The sequence below is a fragment of the Algibacillus agarilyticus genome (genome assembly GCF_003286125.1).
Taxonomy (GTDB): Bacteria; Pseudomonadota; Gammaproteobacteria; order Enterobacterales; family Alteromonadaceae; genus Algibacillus; species Algibacillus agarilyticus.
Genome location: NZ_QMED01000019.1, coordinates 34,313 through 52,390 on the forward strand (window position 1 = coordinate 34,313; position 18,078 = coordinate 52,390).

An 18,078-nucleotide genomic window follows, 5' to 3' on the forward strand; every position below is an offset into this window, starting at 1 on the left:
TATACATTAAGCGTCTCGCCCAAAATGCTCAGCCGCATTATCCGTAGAGCTTTCGATATGGACTTTCATGGCTGTGCGTGCTTTATCGGGGTTGCGTTGCTCTAACGCATTAACAATCTTGATATGCTCTTCAATAGAGGGGTGAACACCTTCTTTGCGTATTTTCTTTAAAAATTCACTATTGATGCCCGACTTAACGCGTAACTCCCATAACCAATTTATTGATTCATAAATCGCTTCATTTTGAGATGCCTTAGCAATGGCTAAATGAAATTTCCGATCAGCATTTTCGGCAGGATTAGGTGATTTTTCTTCGACAACCATTTCTTGAATAATTGCGCGTAATTCAGCAATTTGCTCATCGGTAATACGAGCAGCTGCCAGTGCACACATTTCGGGCTCTAAAATATAACGCATTTCTAACGATTCAAATAAACCGATACCTTGGCTAACATCTAATTCAGCTTGTTGTCCCATCACCTTTTTAGCTTGGTGCGCAACATAAATACCGGATCCAGTGCGAATTTCGATAACACCCGATATCTCTAAATAGATCATGGCTTCACGAATAGTCGGACGACTTACACCTAATTTTTCTGCTAGCTCACGCTCAGAAGGAAAACGCTCACCAGGTTTAAAAACGTCATTTTCAATTAAATTATTTAATTGGTCTGCCACTTTTACATACAAACGATCTGTTTTTATCGTTTTAAATTGACTAATACCCATCACAACCTCTTTGCTTCCATAGTTAAAAGGCTATCAACGCCTTGACTATCTATATATAAAACCACTTTACCATAAATACTAATTACACAACTAATATAAACCATGATATTTATAAAAAAACAGGCTTAAAGCCAGTAGATACGTGGATTATATAATTCAAAAGCAAAAAATAATAAATAGTAAGATAGCTTTACACCTTGATCACACTTGGCAATTCAAACTAAAAAAAACAGCATTTCCTTGCCTATATTACCGGTTTAAATCTAAAAGTGGCCTACCACTCATACGTACTAACAAAAATACTCAAATTTAAATAAGCGTCTATTTTTTAATCTAACTTACTATTTAGTAAGCTTTTTTTTTAAAATATTTAAAATATAAAGATTCAAAGTTAAGGAAATGTAATAATTTATTTGGTAAGGCCACTTGACGGCAAAGTATTAACGACTGTATATTAGCACCTGAGACGTCTAATAACACAAACACATACACATTAATTAGCCGAACAATAAAACTATCACAAGGGGATCTGGGTCATGCCAAATCAACAAACAACTAACAAAACGCTTAAGTTAAAAAGAACGTTACTTACGGTTGCAGTAGCCACTGCGCTAACCAGTAACATTGTGCACGCAGCAGAAGCTGAAGCAGATGACGAAGACATGGAAGTAATCGCTGTAACATCACAATTTAAAAAGAATTTAGAATCAGCGATTAACGATAAACGTTTATCTCCAACCATTTCAGATAGTATTTCAGCTGACGATATCGGTTCATTACCAGCACTTGATATGGGTGAAGCATTACAAGCGGTTCCGGGTGTTCAATTAAATCGTGAAGGCGGCCGTCGTGAATCAAGCATTAACTTACGTGGTTTACCTTCTAGTTTTGTATTAACAACAGCAAATGGTCAATCGATTGCGACACCAACTCGAAATGGTTCAGGTTCAGCAACGGGTAGTGGTAACCCATTTGGTGCATACAACCCTGCCGTTTTCAGTGGCATTAAAGTTGTTAAAGCGTTATCTGCAGAAATGCAAGAAGGCGGTATTTCAGGAACTGTAGACCAAGGTTTACGTAGCGCACTTGATAGAAAAGAAACTTTAAAAGTTCAAATTGGTGGCCGTTACGAAGGTTTAGCTGATTCAGTTAATCCAGAGTTTGTCGTATCAGGTTCAAAACACCTAATTGAAGATGTATTAGCAGTAAACGGGACTTTAGCTTATTCAGAGCAAACTTTCCGTCAAGATTTAATTAAAATAAATGCTTACGACACGATGTCGAGCACACAATATGCAAATGGTAATGGTGCCGGTACATTTGATGATTGGAAAACAGCCAATGGCTTGGCTACTGATTCAATCATCAAAATGCCGGGTGAATATCGCCAGCAAAGTGAAACCAATACCGGTGATCGTTTATCTTTCTCAGGTGGTATCGAATACAAACCAACAGACGCACTGACTTTAGGCTTTAACACGATTGTTACTAAACGTGAATTAGATGGTAGTCGTTTAGAACAACTTGAAATGCGCTTAGATAAAAGACACGTTGGTATTACACCAATGGATGAATATGCGCCACGCTTAACCGATACTAAAGGGACTTCAGGCGAAAACATCTATGTTTTATCGGGTGTTGAATTTAATGATGCGTCTTACTACTTTGATAACCGTCAAGATGCGCAATTACAAGAATCAACAGCCTTATTATTCGATGCAGAATGGCTTGTAGACCAATGGACATTTGATGGTGCAATCACTATCTCTGATGCCACAAACCAACGTAACGAAGTACTATTATCTTCAAGACTTGATAACGAAAATATCAGTGGTGGTGATCGAAGATTGACCGGTATAAACGGTAGTGTATATACAGGTGAAGGCGAAATTGGTGATTTTTTCTATAAATTAGAAAATGCAAATGGCGCTATGGATTTTGATAACGCGGTTTGGTCAGTTAAAAATAACGTTGCCAATACAGCTAAATTAGATTCACGCGTAAATGGCGATAAAAATGTTTACATGATTATTACGGGTAACTATGAGCGTGTTGAACATGAAAATAACTCTATTCAATTCAATGCCAAACGTGACTTTGATGATGGTTTTTTAACCAGTGTTAAATTCGGTTATCGTTATAACGAAGTCAGTCAAGATTCAGATTATGCAAAAGGTTCATCGGTCGGTGTTGATCCAACGGGTATTTTAACTAGCTCAGTGATCAGTGACCCTTCATATACGTCTGAAGAAGAATTCTTCGGTGGCAAAGCACCGGGTTTTGTAACCGCCGCAGCTGGTTGGAGAGCATTTGATTTTAACAGTGTTAATCAAATGTTAGTTAACAGTATTGATATTACTAACGTAGGTGCATCAAGCGCAGGTGAAGAGCCAGTGTTAACACCAATGGGTTACATCAAACGTGGTGGTAGACAAGCAGATGGTTATGTATTCTCATCTTCTTTAGATTCACATGCACTATACGCGATGGCAAACTTCCAACAAGAGATCGGCTCTACCCTGCTTAACGGTAACTTTGGTGGTCGTTATGTTAAAACAGAAACCGAATCTCGTGCGCCGCTAGCGGGTACAGGTGACATTAACAACTTGCCAGAAGGTGTATTCCCTGACGAATATAGCCACTTTTTACCAAGTGCGAATGTATCATTGAACTTAGATGAAGAAGAATCAGTGATGTTACGTTTTGCGTATAACAAATCACTTGTTCGCCCTGACTTGCGTGCAGCATCACCAACGTCACAGTTCAAATATATTCCAGGTTTAGCTGAAGTACAATTACCAGGCGTCGGTATCAAACCTTTCGAAGCGGATTCATTTGACCTTTCATTAGAATGGTATAACCGTGAAGGTAGCGCAGTAACACTTGCACTATTCAACAAAGAAATTGAAAACTTATTCAAAACCGCGAGCCTTTGTGATAGCTCAGCATTAGTTGGCACGGGCGTAAATCTAGGTAAATTAACCGAATTATCAGATGGTTCATGTGTAACCGATGGTAACGATAGCCTAGAAGATCCGGATTTATTAATCGACGGTAGTGAAGTCAGAATGGCTGGTATTGTTAATATTCCAGACACGATCAGCGTTAAAGGTTTAGAGTTATCAGTTCAACAGAATCTTGACTTCTTACCTTACCCATTCAATGGCTTAGGGGGCGTGTTAAACTATTCTCGTACACAACAAAATGATACCGATGAATCACGTATTCCAGGTATCTCTGACGAAACGTATAATGCAATAGCCTACTACGAGCAAGACGATTACGGTATTCGTATCGCTTATAACTATCGCACAGCTTACGATTTACGTACAACCGGTACATCAAATGGTTCAGCTGACAGAAGTGTTAAAGCAGCGGGTCGTCTAGATGCTTCAGTTTATTATAACTTTACGGATGATTTATCATTCAGCTTAAAAGCCTATAACTTAACTGACAACTTGTATGAAGAGTATCAAGATAACGAATGGCAACCAAGAACAACTAAGTTCTCAGGTAAAGTATTCGCCGCCTCAATCAAATACACATTCATGTAATTCAAAAGCTTGGAGTCGTTATAACGCAATTTATAACGGCTTCAATATTTAGAATTTAATAATAAGATTGTCCCCAGCGTATTAATTCAACTTTATACGCCTTTATAATCGCTTATGACCTCAATGGGTTATAAGCGATTTTTTTATGCCTAAAATTGTTAATGCACATAACAAGAATAAAACATCTCCCCTGTTAATCTAGCCTATTAAATAAACGATATCGATTAGTCTTAAGCGATCTATACGAACCGACAAAAACTTATCAGCTTATCAGACAAGTAGTGGTAAAATGATACACATTAAAACATATAGGGTTTAACCCAATTGCAATTCGATAATTATTTTTACGGTCAAGTATTAGGTATGGTTAGCTTTTGCTTTGGCATTGCTAGTTTTTATCAAAAAAATGATATTAAGCTCAAAGTCTTAATGATGATCATGTTGGCCTGTTTGTGCTCGCACTTTTTATTACTAGGGGCTTTTACTTCAGCTCTTATCGCCAGTGTTAGTGTGGTACGAACGGGGCTAGCGATTTTTTATAAGTCATTTAAAATCGCTTTTGTATTCATTGTAATATCTATTTTTATAGGCTTTTATACTGCACAAAGCTATTTAGATTGGCTGCCTGTAATAGCGGCTTGCTTAGGGGCTTATTCTTTATTTTGTTTACAAGGTATCGCCTTGCGGCTTGGTTTATTAATCGGTGCCGTTTTATGGATGGCAAATAATTTTATTGTTGGATCAATTGGCGGCACCTTGTTAGAAGCAACGGTGTTCACCGTTAATTTATTTACAATATACCGTTTAATAAAAGCACAAAAAAAGGTCGAATTTAAAACACCCGAAGTCGCTATAAATTAACAGGTCAGATTAAAAAAAGAGTGCACACACTCAAATTTTTGAGTATGTGCCTAGCCGCTATTGTGTTAACTTTTTGTATTTACGTGTGTAAAGCGTCGAACCAACCGCTTTAACGGCCTCAACCATTTCTTGATAAGGCGAATCGGTTACACTAACAAAACCCACATTGTAATTTTCGCCATCATACGCTCGCCCAGTTAACGGCGAATCGGTATATTGAAACCAATGCGCGCCTACAAAATAAGGGTTGTCTAACACCGTTGCCATATAATCTTTATAAGCTTGCGCACGTTCTGCTTGGCTAGCCGTATGAACGAGCCCAGGGTTTAATAAACCGGTATCTGTTGCCCCCATATGAAACTCGCCAATGATGCTCGGTTTATCAATTTGTGCTAAAAATTGCCAGTGTGAAGGGTGCAAACCTTCTTTATAAAAATTATAACTCACGACATCTGCATGTTCAGCCGCCGCTTGCACCACTTCGGGGGTCATTCCCCAATCGGCAAAACGCACCCCCATATACAAATGGTTAGGCATAACCGCTTTAAGTTCGGTATTAACCACGTTGAAGTATTCATTGGCATACGCCGATAACAGGGCTGAATAGTCAGCAATTTGCGCATCGGTATAGGTATTTAATTTCACCCCTTTATTAAATGCCTGCCAAGATGCAATTTGTGTATTCCAACTTTGATTAAGCGCATTAATATCTTTGTATTTATTTTGCATTAAGCGACTAAACACCGCTTTAGTTGGACTATCGGTGTTATCTCTGGCTAAGGTATGAATAACAATACCGTACTGGCTCTCTATTGAACCTTCTCGGCCCCAACTTTTTTCATTATCAATAAACACCCCAACGCACCAAGGGTTGTTCTTAACTTCTGCGGCGATCGTGGCCATGGTAGCTTTAGCACGCTCAGCAAACTTAGGGTCGAATGGATCAGGCAAAGGCGACCAATAATCGGCACCGCTGCTAACTTTTTTAAAGTCGCCAATGATCCAACCATTAGCAAAATACGGAAACCTATTTAACTGATAAAACATTGGGTCAATCCAATTACCAAACGACGTAAAACCCCAATCAATCATTCTATCAACTGTAGTATCGCGCCATTGCGTTAAAAAATCAGCGCCATATTTACGTTCTAAGTTGGCTTGATAAAAGCTATACGTTTCGCCTTGTTTTAATGCCCCCGAATGAACTTCACGGCGGTAGCCATAATGTTTTGCTAATGGCTCATCATAAGTCGGTAGCCAAGAAAACATATTAAAACGTGTATCAGACGCAACAAATTTAGATTTTAAAGCCTCGCCGGTGATTGTGTTCAAACCTTTAGAATCTTCTGGCGTCACGTCATCGCTTGTACGCTGTTCAATATGTTGAGATGAAAAATCGATCCCCGTTATCGTCGATGTATTCGCCATACGCACATTCGCAATGCCAATCGAATAAAACAAATAGCCTTCTGGATCAACTAAAGACCATTGCCCATCTATTTTTTCAGTTCTAAAAAATCCAGTCGCGGCTAATTTAGGGCCTTTTTTCCACCCCCCAAATTTAGACCGGTCAGGTAAGCGTTCCCCCGTTAACGTGGCAAGCTCGGCACGGCTGCGTTGCTTTAACTCATCATCAGACGCAATTTTGTTAGCGTACTCAATGCCATTTCGCTGGCCATGACGATCAACTAAATTCGCTAAGTAGTCAGGCTCACTCGTCGGGTTTTTAACTAAACGAATATCATCAATGACTAAAGTGCGATCAGCCAGTAAACTCGCTACTGTAAATTTAATGTGTTTGATCGAGGTTAAATCAAGTTGCTTAACGCCCCAGCGCCAAATAAACGGAGTATCGATAGATTGCCATGCCGGAGGGTTTGAACGAATACCGGATTCAATCTCTAAATCATCACCGCTTAATTCTATATAATAAGTATTGCTTGATTGCTTAGGAATAATCACACTGCGATTATGTAACTGATTTTTACCGTCTTCTATTTGAGTAAATAAATGCGTAGATTGCTCAGTGGGGTTGGTAATATTTAAGGCAACACTAAAATGCCCTAACTGGCTCCAGTTCCAAGATGTTTTAGGTTTAAGTGTAAATGCAGATTTGTAATGTTCTTTGGCTTGTAAGGTTATTTGATAAGCCTTATCACCTTGTAAAATCCCGTTTGAAGCATCACCTGAGATCACTTTGCCCAGGCTATTTTCAAGCAACAAAGATGTGTTATTTTCAGATAACACAAGGCCAGCCTGTGCGTCCTCAAAACTCATAATAGAAGATAATCGAGGTGAATCAGCCTTTTTTTGAGATTGTGCGGGATCATTGCACCCCATCAAAACAAATAAGCCAAAACCCAATAAACTCGCTTTTTTACTCATACTTAAATAATACATAACAACGACATTTAGTTAACAATAAACAAACTATACACAATAAATATAAAATTACACACAATAAGTGCGTTGTTTAGTCAAAAATTAGCCATAAAGATAATATTTTGTATCAAAAAAGCTTATTAATTAAGAATGAAATAAAGCGAACAAGAAATGCGAAATGATGAAACGGTGTAACGGTGTAACGGTGTAACGGTGTTTTTCAAGGTAATAATACACTCAAGCGTTCTAAAAGTGCTGCTAAAAAATTTAATACAACAACTTACGGTTAACTTAATGACAGATTAATTGAGCTTCGCGTTTTTAGCGGTTTACACTTAAGGCTCGTTAAACCGCCTGACAAGTTAAGATCAGCCTCCCCTCTTAACTATCCATTTTATTATAAGCTTGCATTAACCACTGTTTCATTTGGGGTTCAGCTAAGCCACCAGAAACTCGATCGATTTCTTGCCCTTTATAAAAAAAGATCAAAGTAGGGATACTGCGAATGCCTGCATCAGCCGATATTTTTTGCGCTTGTTCGGTATTCACTTTAGCAAACAGTAACTGAGAAGATTCAGTTGATACACGTTCAAATATCGGTGCCATATTTTGACAAGGACCACACCAGCTCGCCCAAAAATCGATCACAATAGGCAAATCATTGCGTTCAATAAATGGATAAAATGTCGTATCACTTAATGCGACAGGCTTAGCAGAATAAACACCTTTTTGACATTTTCCGCATTTAGCTAAAGCATGATCACGATCATCAGGAATTCGATTAGTGGTAAAACAAGAAGCACATACAATATTCATTTTTTATCCGTTGGGTCAATTTTAAAGCAAAGTCGCGTGAGATTAATAAAAACAAGTCAAAGAGTCTATTCTTAAGCTCGTCAAAATGTAAATAAAACGCCAATCCCAAATTTAATACTGCCTAATTGTTAACAATCGTTTTACACTATGTCAGTTTAGTTAAGACAATAGCAATAGGTTTAATATGTTAAATACACATTATATAGGCGAAGGCTTCATCATTGATTGTCATGATCACAGTATAACCATCTCTGATAAAAAACATGCCGTTAGACCTAAAACCTTTCAACTTTTGCTAATGCTTATTAATAAACGCGAGCAAGTGATCAACAAACAAACGCTGCTAAATGAAATTTGGGATGATGTGAATGTTGATGATCAAGCTATTTTTCAATCAATAGGTGAGATCCGTAAAATATTTGCCAAAATCAAAGTCATACAAACACATCCACGTAAAGGTTATTGCTGGATAGCCCCATTACAAGAACACACACTTGAAACACAATTTTGCTCGCAAATAGACGTGCCAATGAGTAAGCAAAACACAAGCCAAATCAACGTATTAAAGGTCGATAACAACACGCCCCTTAAGCACAAACAGCCTTCTCAACCGCAAACAACAGCTAATAACGCAAACAAAAATATAAAGGCAGGCAAGCAATCGTTTAAAAATGTACACCGGTTTAGCTTATTGGGTTTATTGATCTTTATCGTCGGTTATTTATATTTTAACACTGGCTTAATATTGCCTTTTTCAACCTTAACACCGCCAGTTTTAGCTGATTCATCCACGCCCCAACAAAACACCTTTTCACTCGCATCAGCCGCATTAACATCAATGCCGGCCAATGCCACGTTACCTCGCAAAGAAAATATAGAAAACAATGAAACAGAGAGCTCGTCCCACCAAACTATTTTTATTTTACCCACTAAAAATCAGATCATTGACCGTAAATACGATTGGGTATCAATGGGCGTGATGGACACATTAATTTCGCAAGCGGCTGATCACACAAAAGTAATGCCACTCGATTACGTATTGATGTCTATGCGCAATGCCAATATGGAACGTAACTACAATGCAGAACAAATAACCCGCTTAACCAAAATAACCGGGGCTGGCATCATCATAGAATCTGAATTATCACGCGCTTTAGGTGAATTCAGGCTCGTGTATAAATTACACTTTTTAAATAACAGCAAACGCGGTGTTTTGTTTAACGGCGACCTAAACAGCTTGATAAGTGATTTTGCCAATGTGATCGCTAATTTAACCGAATACAACCAAAAAAACGTCCCCGTAAATCAAAAAAATGCGTTTAATCATGAGCTATTCGTTGAAGCCATTACCTTATCGCAACAAGGTAAACTAGCAGCCAGTATACAACTGCTTAAAAGCTTAATCGCAATCGAACCAAACAACCTACAAGCCTATAGAGTATTAATAGATTGGCTTCAATATAAAAATGACTATAAGTCAGCTATATTTTACAGCCAAATAGTAGTTGATAAGTTGCAACCCAATAACCACAACCAAGCCAGTTTGTATTATCGCCATGCATACAACTTATTCAAACTAAATAAAATAGATGAAGCCTGGCATTACCATGCACTCATGAATAAACAATTAAAATTAGAGAACACCCCGTTTTACAAAGGGTTTAGCATGCAACTTGAAGGAGAATTATGGCTACAAAGTAATGAAAAAAACCTGGCTAAACAAGCCTTTAACCGCGCGTTAAACCAATTTGAAAGCATCTCATTTTCGGTAGGAATGACCAGCGCTCACTGCTTACTTTCAACCGTAGAAAACAAGCTAGGTAATAAACAAAATAGCGAACAGCACCTTGAATTAGCCCGAGCCGTAGTCAAAAAATATCAAATTGAAAATTTGCTCGCCCCCTTTAGAATCGAACTAACACTCTAAATTATAGTTTTTTATAGAAAGTTTAATTACCTATCTCACTGTTAACGGTTTATGTTTCAGATGAATTTACCCTCATCTATACCCAAGTGACAGATAGGAATCAATAATGAACAAAATACTCATAACAACACTAACGACATTAATCACCGCAACCTTAAGTAGTTGCGGCACGGTTAATGAACCAAAGCTGCAAAATACCCTGTCAGCGCAAGCACAAAATAGTATGCAAGACATCATGCTTTACGATTTTGAAAACGGCCAAATACCGACTGAAATACACACACGAAATGCCAGTAAAGCCTTAACACAAAAAGATAATGCCATCAGTGGTAATCATTCATTAAACATAAAACTATCAACACAAGCTCATAATCAAGCAGCCCTTATTTTAAGGCCCGAAACACCTTACGATTGGAGCGCCAACCACGATTTTAATCTAGCTTTTGATTTAAGCAATTCAGGCGTTGAATCCGTACAACTCGATTTAACCATGACCGATAAAAGCGGCGGTTATTACACACGCGGTTTTGTTGTACCCGTGGGCAAAACAACCACCCACTATGCAAAAATGGATGGTCACGATCAAAAAGATCCCGCGTGGGCAACCAAGACCGAATTCAACTTTGAGTCAGGTTTTCGTTCAAACCCCGTTACTTGGCAATCAAACGACAAACAAGCCTACTCGTTTTGGGGGAATAAACGTCTCGATTTAACCGGCATTACCTCGATCTCATTTGTCGCGACCGGGCTATTAAGCGATCGCCAATTTACGATCGACAATATTCGATTACGCAAAAACCCCGAAATGGATAAAGATTTTTTAGTGGGATTAATCGATCAATTTGGCCAAAATGCTAAAGTCGATTACCCCGGAAAAATACATTCAATCGAAGAACTTAAAACGGTTACCGCACAAGAACTCGCGTCATTAAATGGTCAAGCGCTACCGGATCGCTCAAAATATCATGGTTGGAAAGCAGGTCCAAAACTCGAAGCTACAGGCTACTTTAGAACTCAAAAACATGAGGGTAAATGGTGGTTAGTCGATCCAGAAGGTTATTTATACTTCTCAAGTGGGATTGATATTATTCGACTATCTAATTCATCAACGTTAACAGGTTACGATTTCGATCAAAGCTATATCGCTAAACGAACCGCCGACATGACCGTAGCAGAAGATGACCAACCGCTAAACGGCGTCAATGCCGAAGCCCTACCCTCACGTTTTGTAGCAAACCAAACTCGCCAATCCGTCTTTAACTGGTTACCCAAATATGATGATCCATTGGGCAATCATTTTGGCTACCGCAGAGAAACTCAAAGTGGACCACTCAAACACGGTGAAACCTTTAGTTTTTACAGCGCTAATTTAGAACGTCGTTATGGTGAAACCTATCCTGAATCGTATCTTGATACCTGGCGCGAAGTCACCACACGTCGCATGTTAGATTGGGGTTATACCTCACTCGGTAACTGGTCTGAACAAGCTTATTACGGTAACAATAAAATACCGTTTGTGGCTTTTGCCGACATCATAGGCGACTTTGGTACATTAAGCAGTGGGTTTGATTTTTGGCACGGTGTGCCCGATGCATACGATCCTAAATTTTATAAACGCGCGATTGCTGCCGCCGAGCATGTAGCCGCCCAAATAAATGCGACCCCTTGGTGTATGGGCGTATTTATGGACAACGAACAAAGCTTTGGCCGCAAAGAAAGCGCTGAATCACGTTATGGTATTGTATTAAACACCCTGCAACAAAACGGCGAAACGGTGCATGCAAAAGCGGCCTTTACCAAAACATTAAAGAAAAAATATAAAACGATTGCCGCGCTTAACACCGCCTGGAACAAAAAAATTGCCTCTTGGCATGCCTTTAATCAAGGCATTGATGCCAGCTTTAACACCGCGGCACAAAAAGCCGATTATTCAGCCCTACTATACCAATATGGTGTGCAATACTTCAGCACCGTCAACAAAGCTTTAAAATCAGTTTTGCCTAATCATTTATATTTAGGTTCACGTATGCCAGTTTGGGGCATGCCAAAAGAGATAATCAAAGCAGCCGCCGAGAACAGCGATATAATCACCTACAATTTATATGAAGAAGGCCTAGTACCCAGTGAATGGACATTCTTAGCCGAAATAGACAAGCCTAGTTTAATTGGTGAGTTTAGTTTTGGTGCTGATGATGCCGGCCACGTACACCCTGGTATTGTTATATCTGCCGATCAAAAAGATCGCGCCACACAAATGAAAAAATACATGGAATCGATAATAGACAACCCCTACTTTGTCGGCGTTCATATGTTTCAATATGCCGATGGCCCCATAGCCGGACGTGCTTACGATGGTGAAAATTATAATACCGGAATTGTAAGAGTAACCGACGTGCCCTACGAGCACATGGTCGAAGCAGCAAAAGATGTACATAGCGATTTATATCCTCGCCGCTATGCGCTAGAGAAGTAATAAGTTCCTCGCCTTTTTACGCGATTAAATTGTCGTAAAAAGGCCACCAACCTTGCGGTTCGCAAGCTCACAGCACCCTACAAATTTTGGTTATTCAAACCGAGTTGCAATTACCAACCGCCCCCGTAGGTTGTGCCATGAGTGCAACGGATCGCAACACCTCCAAGTTACGGATTAAAACCTAATAATCATACAGCCACAAACGGTGCAATTCGCAGACTCACTGCTATCTATAAAGCTTAATGACGGATTAGGGCGAAAAGTTGACGTCTGAAGCTATTTTTATCTTCCCTTATTGCAACTAGAATATGCAGTAACTTGTCACCGAGTAATAAAAATTCAATAAAAAAAGGAAATGATGATGAAAAATATTGCAGTTATATTAGCGGGTTGTGGTTACCTTGATGGCGCTGAAATTAGAGAGTCTGTTTTAACCTTGTTAGCACTGGATACCGCAAGAGTTAACTATAAAATATTTGCGCTTGATAAAGATCAACACCATGTTGTCAATCATTTAAAAGGCGAAGAAGCAACAAGCTCTCCTCGCAATATATTAGAAGAATCAGCCAGAATTGCACGAGGCGATGTTGCAGCATTAACACAACTAGATGCAGAAAACTTTGATGCCTTGGTTATTCCAGGTGGGTTTGGTGTTGCTAAAAATATGTGTTCATTTGCATTTGAAGGCAGTGCCGCCACGGTTGATGAATTGGTTTTAAATAAAATAAAAGCATTTAATGCGGCTAATAAACCGATTGGCGCTATTTGTATTTCGCCTGCATTGATTGCGTTAACTATTGGTGATATTGCACCAATCTTAACCATTGGTAACAACGCAGAGATCGCAAGTGAAGTTGAAAAGCTCGGTGCAAAACATGTTAATTGCGCGACAAGCGAATGCGTTGTTGATGATAAAAACAAAATCGTTACAACCCCAGCTTATATGGATGATAACGCTAAGCTGACCGATGTTTTTGCGGGCATAACAAAGTTAGTGCAAAACGTGGTTACATTAGCGTAATGGTTTCATACCCATATATAAATCTCGCAGCCATTTATAATTAAATGGCTTTACATTCTATCGATTAACTTGATTTTTTCGCATTGGCTTAGTGGCATAAACACTAAAAATTCGCATTCACCCCACTTTAATGTTTTTTCACATTAACTTTGATCTATTCGCTATTTTTGCCTTGTTTTATCACTTGTTGTTAGCTTTAATTACAGTTAATACCTATAAAATTTAAGGTTAATTAAGTGGCCTCAGCTAAGGTGTAATATGGATATCACAAACTCAGGTTTTGACGTTTTTTTTAAAAAGAAATACTCAACCACACAAGAAATCTCACAAGCTTATTTGCAACTCATTGTTAAAGCAGCCAATAGTGAAGTAGGCTATTTGCACATACTCGATCCTAAAAAAAACCAAATTGCGTTACATGTTTGGGTACAACAATCGGTTCATGATCACATTGTTAATAATAACAACGATCATCCACTTAATAGCACCAAAATATGGGGCGATTGCCTAGAACAAAAAAAGTGGGTGATCCACGAAAACTCACAAGATGCAGAGATACACGCTAATTTTGTATCATCACAACTAGATTTAAAAAGGTATATTAGCTTTCCGATTACGATTAATGGTCGCTTCGTCGCTGTTATTGGTGTTGGCAATGCTAAAAAGCCATACACCGATGAAAATGCCATAAAAATTCAAACATTGATCAACCACACCGCACCAAAAGTTGAGTACAAAATAAATAAAATAAAATCACAAGCGAAAGAACTTAAACGGGCTTTTGACGAAAAGCCCAGTGAAGAAATATTACTGGATATGCTTGAGGCCATATCAAAAGCGTTAGAAATTTTAGATGCCTACACGTCATTTCATCAAGAGAGCGTATCATTTGTCGCTGAAAAAATAGCACAAGAAATGAAACTACCACACGAACAAATCACCGGTTTAGTGATTGGCGCATTAGTACACGATATTGGTAAAATCACGATCCCACCACAAATACTTAATAAAGTGGGCAAATTGTGTAAACCCGAATACGATCTTCTCAAAATGCATGCCGAACACGGTGCCACTATTTTTAAAAATGTGTCTTCGCCTTGGCCATTAGTTGACATGATTGGCCAGCATCATGAACGTATTGATGGCTCTGGTTACCCTAAAGGATTAACGGGCAACGATATCTGTATAGAAGCAAAAATCATTGCCGTTGCCGATACCTTTGATGCTATGTCGGCCGACAGGCCTTATCGAAAATCGCCAGGCCCACATAAAGCCTGTGAAGAGCTAATGTCAAACCGTGGTATTAAGTATGACCCGTATGTGGTCGATGCTTTTGTTAGTTGTTACAGACAAGATGCGAGCTTTGAAGGCCGATATACACAGCCAAGTACCACCCCAAAAGCGTTCAAAAAGCCAAGGCATATTGTACATAGCCAGTAACGACAATATAAATATGTTGAGCAGAAGGTAAACAATTTTTTTAGGCTTTTGCAAATTTATTGATCATAAACTCAATAAAACAAGCGACTTTTCGGGGTACGTATTTACGATGCGGATACAATAAATACAAACCAAAGGTGAGAGATTGATAGCCTTTAAGCAGTTCAATTAATTCACCGGTTTGCAAGGCATTTTGAACAACATGATTGGTGATTAACCCGATGCCACCATTCGCCTTAACCATATTCATGATAGCTTGTGGGCTATTAATAGCAACTTTAGAGTGAATCAAAACAGATTCTGATTGACCATTAGGTGCAGTAAAGTGCCATTGTCGGCCCATCGTGAAATTACTATCAACAATGCAATGGTGCTGCCTTAAATCAGCCGGTGTTTTAGGCATACCGTGCTCAGCAATATATTGAGGTGTAGCGCAAAGCTTGAGCGGCACATCACATAGATGTCGTGCGATCATCGTTGAATCAGTCACCTTGCCCACTTTAATTCTTACATCGATCCCCTCTTCGAGCATATCAACTGCGCTATTAATTAGAAAAAGGTCGATATTTACGTCAGGGTAACGAGCGTTAAATAAAGGCAATAAAGGGGCTAATTGCAGTTCACCAAATGCGACAGGGGCACTCACTTTAAGCAAGCCCTTGGGGGTTTCTTGGTCACCAACAACATCATCAACCATAGCGTGGTATTTTTCGAGCAGGCTTAAAGCATGATCATAGTAATGTGCTCCAGATTCAGTCAGTGATATTTTACGGGTTGTGCGGTTAAACAACCGCACATTAAGCTTGCCTTCTATCTCACCAATATATTTACTAACCAACGCTTTAGAGATATTTAAACGCTCGCTTGCAGCGGTAAAAGACCCCGTTTCAACCACCGCAACAACGGTTTTTAATCCATCTAATGTATCCATTTAATTAACCCAAGCTGACATTGGCCACAATATGTTGACAATAATTCAATATTAACGCTATTTATCCCATTATTGTCAACGCCTAAAATAAAAACTAACCACACTGGTATCAATAGGAATCATAATGTCGACAATAAAATTATACTCTTTTCCCGTTTCTGGTTATTCACACCGCGTTCGTGTTTTTACCGCTTTACTCGGCTTAGATATAAAGTTGATTAATGTAGATTTACGTAATGCTGAACAAAAAACACCGGCTTTTTTAGCGAAAAATCCCGCAGGACAAGTTCCCGTAATAGAAGATGATGAAGTGACACTCGCTGACTCAAATGCGATTTTGCTCTATTTAGCGCAAAAATATGATGCGTCTCGCCAGTGGTATCCTGAATCGATTATTCAGCAAGCGCATATACAACGCTTTTTAACCTTTGCCGCCCATAAAGTGGCTAACGGCCCTGCAACGGCCAGACTCATTAAATTGTTTGGTGCGCCGTTAGATTATGAGCTTGCGCTTAATGTAAGTAAAGATGCACTTACGCAGCTTGAGGCACATTTAAAAGACCGAAACTGGCTGGTTGGCGAACAAGCTACCATTGCCGATATAGCCAATTACACCTACGTGGCTCATGCCCCCGAAGGCGAAGTTGATTTATCACCCTACCCTCATGTTATTGCTTGGTTACAACGGTTTGAACAATTACCAGGCTTTGTGCCGATGCAAAAAATGCAGGCATAAAATATACTCAAGTCACTTCAATACGCTTGAGTATATAGTCAAAGCGATCGGGTTTTAGGGGAAGCCGTCAAGCTTCGAGACCCCATGAGCATATGCTCTATTATGTGATTGGGGCGAGTAAGCGCTGACAATGAACCATAAAACCTGAGCGAGAAGACTATATAAAGTGCTATAACATCACCTCACTATTACTTTATAGCGCTTTGCAACCACCTGCACTAAGCTCTAATAAACACTAAAATAGTGAGGCTCTGTTAATGGAAGCCAGTTTATTATCGCAAGTCGTCTTACCTTTCTCTCTATTTATTATCATGTTAGGTATGGGGCTATCGTTACAAATTGCCGATTTTACAAGGGTAATGCTTTATCCAAAAGCCATGACAATAGGCGTTATCTGTCAATTGCTCATGCTGCCTATCGTGGGCTATATCATTGTTACCTTGTTTGGTTTTACCACCGAACTGGCCGTCGGTATTATGTTACTTACTTTTTGCCCGGGTGGGGTTACATCCAACATGTATTGCTTTTTAGCTAAAGGCGATACCGCTTTATCAATTAGTTTAACGGCATTAACCAGCTTGATCACCCCTTTCACCATTCCGATTTTAACCATGTTAATGATGCAGCATTTCATGGATACCAGCCAAATAATGAGCATGCCGGTCACTAAAACCATTATGCAATTATTGGTAATCACTATTTTACCCGTGTCTATCGGTATGTTTTGGCGCTATAAAAAACCGACATTTGCTCAACAAGCGCAATACAAAATCAAGTTATTTTCGGTTGTCTTTTTATTTTTGATTATCGCGAGCATTATCGCAAAAGAGTGGGCTAATATGGCACATTATTTTGTGCAAACCGGTTTGGCAACTTTAATATTAAATAGCAGTACATTAGTGCTTGGCTTTATGATTGCCAAAGCCAGCCGATTGAACCAAGCGCAATCGATTAGCATAGCGATAGAAGTGGGGATCCAAAATGGCACACTTGCCTTATTGATTGCCAGCACATTACTCAATAACCTAGCGATGACAGTGCCAGCGATCACCTATAGCCTGATTATGTTTGCCACTGGCGGACTATTTTGCTGGTGGTGTGGACGCAAGTGTTGTGATCGCAAATTAACGGAGTAAATAGGCTTAAATTACCCTCTTAAATTCGCACCTATTAGCCGCACTGACAAGAATATATAGCGTTCAACTAAG

Annotated in this window: 12 protein-coding genes; 8 read left to right on the forward strand and 4 right to left on the reverse strand. The window is 39.2% G+C overall.

The window, feature by feature from the left end:
• Nucleotides 1-6 precede the first annotated feature (6 nt).
• Nucleotides 7-729 carry a FadR/GntR family transcriptional regulator gene (locus DPX34_RS14525; RefSeq protein ID WP_111979174.1) on the reverse strand — a complete coding sequence of 241 codons (723 nt, stop codon included), beginning with the start codon at nt 727-729 and terminating at the stop codon, nt 7-9.
• Nucleotides 730-1,265: 536 nt separating this feature from the next.
• Between DPX34_RS14525 and DPX34_RS14530 the strand changes: the two genes are divergently transcribed.
• Both DPX34_RS14530 and DPX34_RS14535 read left to right on the forward strand, forming a co-directional pair.
• A complete protein-coding gene (locus DPX34_RS14530) occupies nt 1,266-4,283 on the forward strand; it encodes a TonB-dependent receptor (protein WP_111979175.1) in 3,018 nt (1,005 codons plus the stop codon).
• 324 nt (nt 4,284-4,607) lie between these two features.
• Nucleotides 4,608-5,144 (forward strand): YgjV family protein, encoded by a 537-nt coding sequence (locus DPX34_RS14535; RefSeq protein WP_232824753.1) that lies wholly within the window; start codon nt 4,608-4,610, stop codon nt 5,142-5,144.
• Between the two features lie 57 nt (nt 5,145-5,201).
• Here the strand turns inward: DPX34_RS14535 and DPX34_RS14540 are convergent, their stop codons facing one another.
• Together DPX34_RS14540 and trxC are read right to left on the reverse strand one after the other, a co-directional pair.
• Nucleotides 5,202-7,529, reverse strand: coding sequence for a beta-galactosidase (locus tag DPX34_RS14540; RefSeq protein ID WP_111979223.1), 2,328 nt, complete (start codon nt 7,527-7,529; stop codon nt 5,202-5,204).
• A 378-nt stretch (nt 7,530-7,907) separates the two neighbouring features.
• A complete protein-coding gene (gene trxC, locus DPX34_RS14545) occupies nt 7,908-8,342 on the reverse strand; it encodes a thioredoxin TrxC (RefSeq protein WP_111979176.1) in 435 nt (144 codons plus the stop codon).
• Between the two features lie 184 nt (nt 8,343-8,526).
• On the opposite strand from trxC, the gene DPX34_RS14550 reads away from it, so the two are divergent.
• The 4 genes from DPX34_RS14550 to DPX34_RS14565 all read left to right on the forward strand — a co-directional run bounded on the left by DPX34_RS14550 (nt 8,527) and on the right by DPX34_RS14565 (nt 15,203).
• Entirely contained in the window at nt 8,527-10,269 is a 1,743-nt protein-coding gene (locus DPX34_RS14550) for a winged helix-turn-helix domain-containing protein (protein ID WP_111979177.1), read from the forward strand.
• A 106-nt stretch (nt 10,270-10,375) separates the two neighbouring features.
• On the forward strand, nt 10,376-12,742 hold the full coding sequence (locus tag DPX34_RS14555; protein ID WP_111979178.1) for a beta-galactosidase: 2,367 nt from the start codon (nt 10,376-10,378) through the stop codon (nt 12,740-12,742).
• A gap of 361 nt (nt 12,743-13,103) precedes the next feature.
• Entirely contained in the window at nt 13,104-13,763 is a 660-nt protein-coding gene (gene elbB, locus DPX34_RS14560; protein WP_111979179.1) for an isoprenoid biosynthesis glyoxalase ElbB, read from the forward strand.
• A 258-nt stretch (nt 13,764-14,021) separates the two neighbouring features.
• Entirely contained in the window at nt 14,022-15,203 is a 1,182-nt protein-coding gene (locus DPX34_RS14565; protein ID WP_111979180.1) for an HD domain-containing phosphohydrolase, read from the forward strand.
• 40 nt (nt 15,204-15,243) lie between these two features.
• Here the strand turns inward: DPX34_RS14565 and DPX34_RS14570 are convergent, their stop codons facing one another.
• Nucleotides 15,244-16,134, reverse strand: a complete 891-nt coding sequence (locus DPX34_RS14570; protein WP_111979181.1) for a LysR family transcriptional regulator — start codon at nt 16,132-16,134, stop codon at nt 15,244-15,246.
• Nucleotides 16,135-16,258: 124 nt separating this feature from the next.
• Here DPX34_RS14570 and DPX34_RS14575 point away from each other — a divergent pair, with 124 nt between their 5' ends.
• Both DPX34_RS14575 and DPX34_RS14580 read left to right on the forward strand, forming a co-directional pair.
• Nucleotides 16,259-16,870: a glutathione S-transferase family protein gene (locus DPX34_RS14575; RefSeq protein ID WP_111979182.1), complete on the forward strand. Its 612-nt coding sequence runs from the start codon at nt 16,259-16,261 to the stop codon at nt 16,868-16,870.
• 257 nt (nt 16,871-17,127) lie between these two features.
• Nucleotides 17,128-18,006, forward strand: coding sequence for a bile acid:sodium symporter family protein (locus DPX34_RS14580; RefSeq protein ID WP_111979183.1), 879 nt, complete (start codon nt 17,128-17,130; stop codon nt 18,004-18,006).
• Nucleotides 18,007-18,078: the final 72 nt, after the last annotated feature.